2 rRNA genes are annotated in these 2,979 nt (G+C 48.9%); both read right to left on the bottom strand.

The features are described 5' to 3' along the window. Positions 1-43: 43 nt before the first annotated feature. Positions 44-156 (bottom strand): 5S ribosomal RNA (gene rrf, locus I5349_RS13575). Positions 157-212: 56 nt separating this feature from the next. Then, positions 213-2,979, bottom strand: a 23S ribosomal RNA gene (locus tag I5349_RS13570); the annotation flags it as partial.

Here is a 2,979-nt window from a genome sequence, read left to right as displayed (position 1 = left end):
AAAAAGTCCTTAAGTTTTTTGAGGACTCAAGGACTATAATAAAGGGTGGCAACGACTTACTCTCCCGGGTGTAACCCCAGTACCATCAGCGCTGTAGGGCTTAACTGCTCTGTTCGGAATGGGAAAAGGTGGATCCCCTACGCCATAGTCACCTTATTATCTTCAATATCTTAAAGTCTTTCAACACAATGCACAAGAGAATAGAATCACTAATAGATAAGCTTTTGGGTTATTAGTACTGCTCAGCTATGTCATCTCTGACTTTACACCTGCAGCCTATCAACGTAATAGTCTCTTACGACCCTTATAAAGAAGTCTCATCTTGAGGTGAGTTTCGCACTTAGATGCTTTCAGCGCTTATCTCTACCGAACGTAGCTACCCGGCAGTGCAGTTGGCACCACAACCGGTACACCAGCGGTTCGTCCAACCCGGTCCTCTCGTACTAAGGTCAGGTCCTCGCAAACTTCTAACGCCCACAACAGATAGGGACCGAACTGTCTCACGACGTTCTGAACCCAGCTCGCGTGCCACTTTAATCGGCGAACAGCCGAACCCTTGGGACCTTCTCCAGCCCCAGGATGTGACGAGCCGACATCGAGGTGCCAAACCTCCCCGTCGATATGAGCTCTTGGGGGAGATCAGCCTGTTATCCCCAGAGTACCTTTTATCCTTTGAGCGATGGCCCTTCCATTCAGAACCACCGGATCACTATATCCTGCTTTCGCACCTGATCGGCTTGTTGGCCTCACAGTCAAGCACCCTTATGCTATTGCACTCTGCGCACGGTTACCAAGCGTGCTGAGGGTACCTTTGAAAGCCTCCGTTACTTTTTTGGAGGCGACCACCCCAGTCAAACTACCCACCAAGCAATGTCCCCCTCTAGGGGTTAGGAACCAAGTAAATAAAGGGTGGTATTTCAACGTTGACTCCACAAAACCTAGCGATCCTGCTTCATAGTCTCCCACCTATCCTACACATCATTTACCCAGTGCCAATGCTAAGCTATAGTAAAGGTTCATGGGGTCTTTCCGTCCCGTTGCGGGTAAGCGGCATCTTCACCGCTACTACAATTTCACCGAGCTCATGGCTGAGACAGCGCCCAGATCGTTACACCATTCGTGCAGGTCGGAACTTACCCGACAAGGAATTTCGCTACCTTAGGACCGTTATAGTTACGGCCGCCGTTTACTGGGGCTTCAGTTCAGAGCTTCGCTTGCGCTAACTCCCCCCCTTAACCTTCCAGCACCGGGCAGGTGTCAGGCCATATACATCATCTTTCGATTTCGCATAGCCATGTGTTTTTGTTAAACAGTCGCCTGGGCCTTTTCACTGCGGCCTCTCTACCGAAGTAGAGGAGGCGCCCCTTCTCCCGAAGTTACAGGGCCATTTTGCCGAGTTCCTTAGCCATGAATCACTCGAGCACCTTAGGATTCTCTCCTTGACTACCTGTGTCGGTTTGCGGTACGGGTACCATTAAAATTAACGCTAGAAGATTTTCTTGGAAGTCTGATTAGGATCACTATCCACGCTCCCGTAGGATTGTGGTACTATCAGGTTTCAGCTAAACCAGCGGATTTGCCTACTAGTCTAATACCTAAGCCCTTCAACCTGCTATTCCGTCAGCAGGCGGATCTTTCACTACTCCGTCTCTCCATCACTCTTAATGGTAGTATGAGAATATTAACTCATTGTCCATCGACTACGCCTTTCGGCTTCGCCTTAGGTCCCGACTAACCCTGATCCGATTAGCGTTGATCAGGAAACCTTAGTCTATCGGTGGGCGGGTTTCTCACCCGCCTTATCGTTACTTATGCCTACATTTGCTTTTCTATCCTCTCCACCATGCCTTACGACACAACTTCGCCGATGATAGAATGCTCCCCTACCAGTGCATTTACATGCAATCCTAAGCTTCGGTAGTATGTTTGATGCCCGATCATTATCGATGCCCTATCGCTCGACCAGTGAGCTGTTACGCACTCTTTGAATGAATGGCTGCTTCCAAGCCAACATCCTGGCTGTCTCTGCAATTGGACCACCTTTGTTCAACTTAACATACATTTTGGGACCTTAGCTGTAGGTCTGGGTTCTTTCCCTCTCGGACTTGGACCTTAGCACCCAAGCCCTCACTGCAAGGTATATCTTACGGCATTCGGAGTTCATCAGGATTTGGTAGGATGTGACTCCCCCTAGTCCTATTGGTAGCTCTACCTCCGTAAGACTCAACCCTCACGCTGTTCCTAAAAACATTTCGGGGAGTACGAGCTATTTCTCAGTTTGATTAGCCTTTCACCCCTACCCACAACTCATCCAGAAGCTTTTCAACGCTTATTGGTTCGGTCCTCCAGTGCGTGTTACCGCACCTTCAACCTGGTCATGGGTAGATCACTAAGTTTCGCGTCTACCTCTCCTAACTATATCGCCCTATTCAGACTCGCTTTCGCTCCGGCTGCAGCTCTTAAAGCCTTAACCTCGCTAGAAAAGAGTAACTCGTAGGCTCATTATGCAAAAGGCACGCTGTCACCACATCGCGTGGCTCCAACCGCTTGTAAGCGTACGGTTTCAGGTTCTATTTCACCCCGTTATTCACGGTACTTTTCACCTTTCCCTCACGGTACTTGTTCACTATCGGTCTCTCAGGAGTATTTAGCCTTACCGGATGGTGCCGGCAGTTTCAAACGGGATTTCTCCGGTCCCGCCCTACTCAGGATACTACTAGGTATATAAAACTTACTCATACGGGACTATCACCCTCTATGGTCGGCCTTCCCATGCCGTTCTATTTCATTTTATAAGTCCATGTCGTAGTCCTACAACCCCTAAATTGCCGTAACAATTTAGGTTTGGGCTAATCCCCTTTCGCTCGCCACTACTCAGGGAATCACTATTGTTTTCTCCTCCTATGGGTACTTAGATGTTTCAGTTCCCCACGTTCGCCTCAGAATTAATCTGATCCCTTGTCTTCAACAAGGTAGGTT

The organism is Penaeicola halotolerans (genome assembly GCF_016464625.1).
Classification (GTDB): domain Bacteria; phylum Bacteroidota; class Bacteroidia; order Cytophagales; family Cyclobacteriaceae; genus Penaeicola; species Penaeicola halotolerans.
Note: the sequence above shows the minus strand (reverse complement) of the source record. Positions and strands in the feature narration are given on the sequence as shown.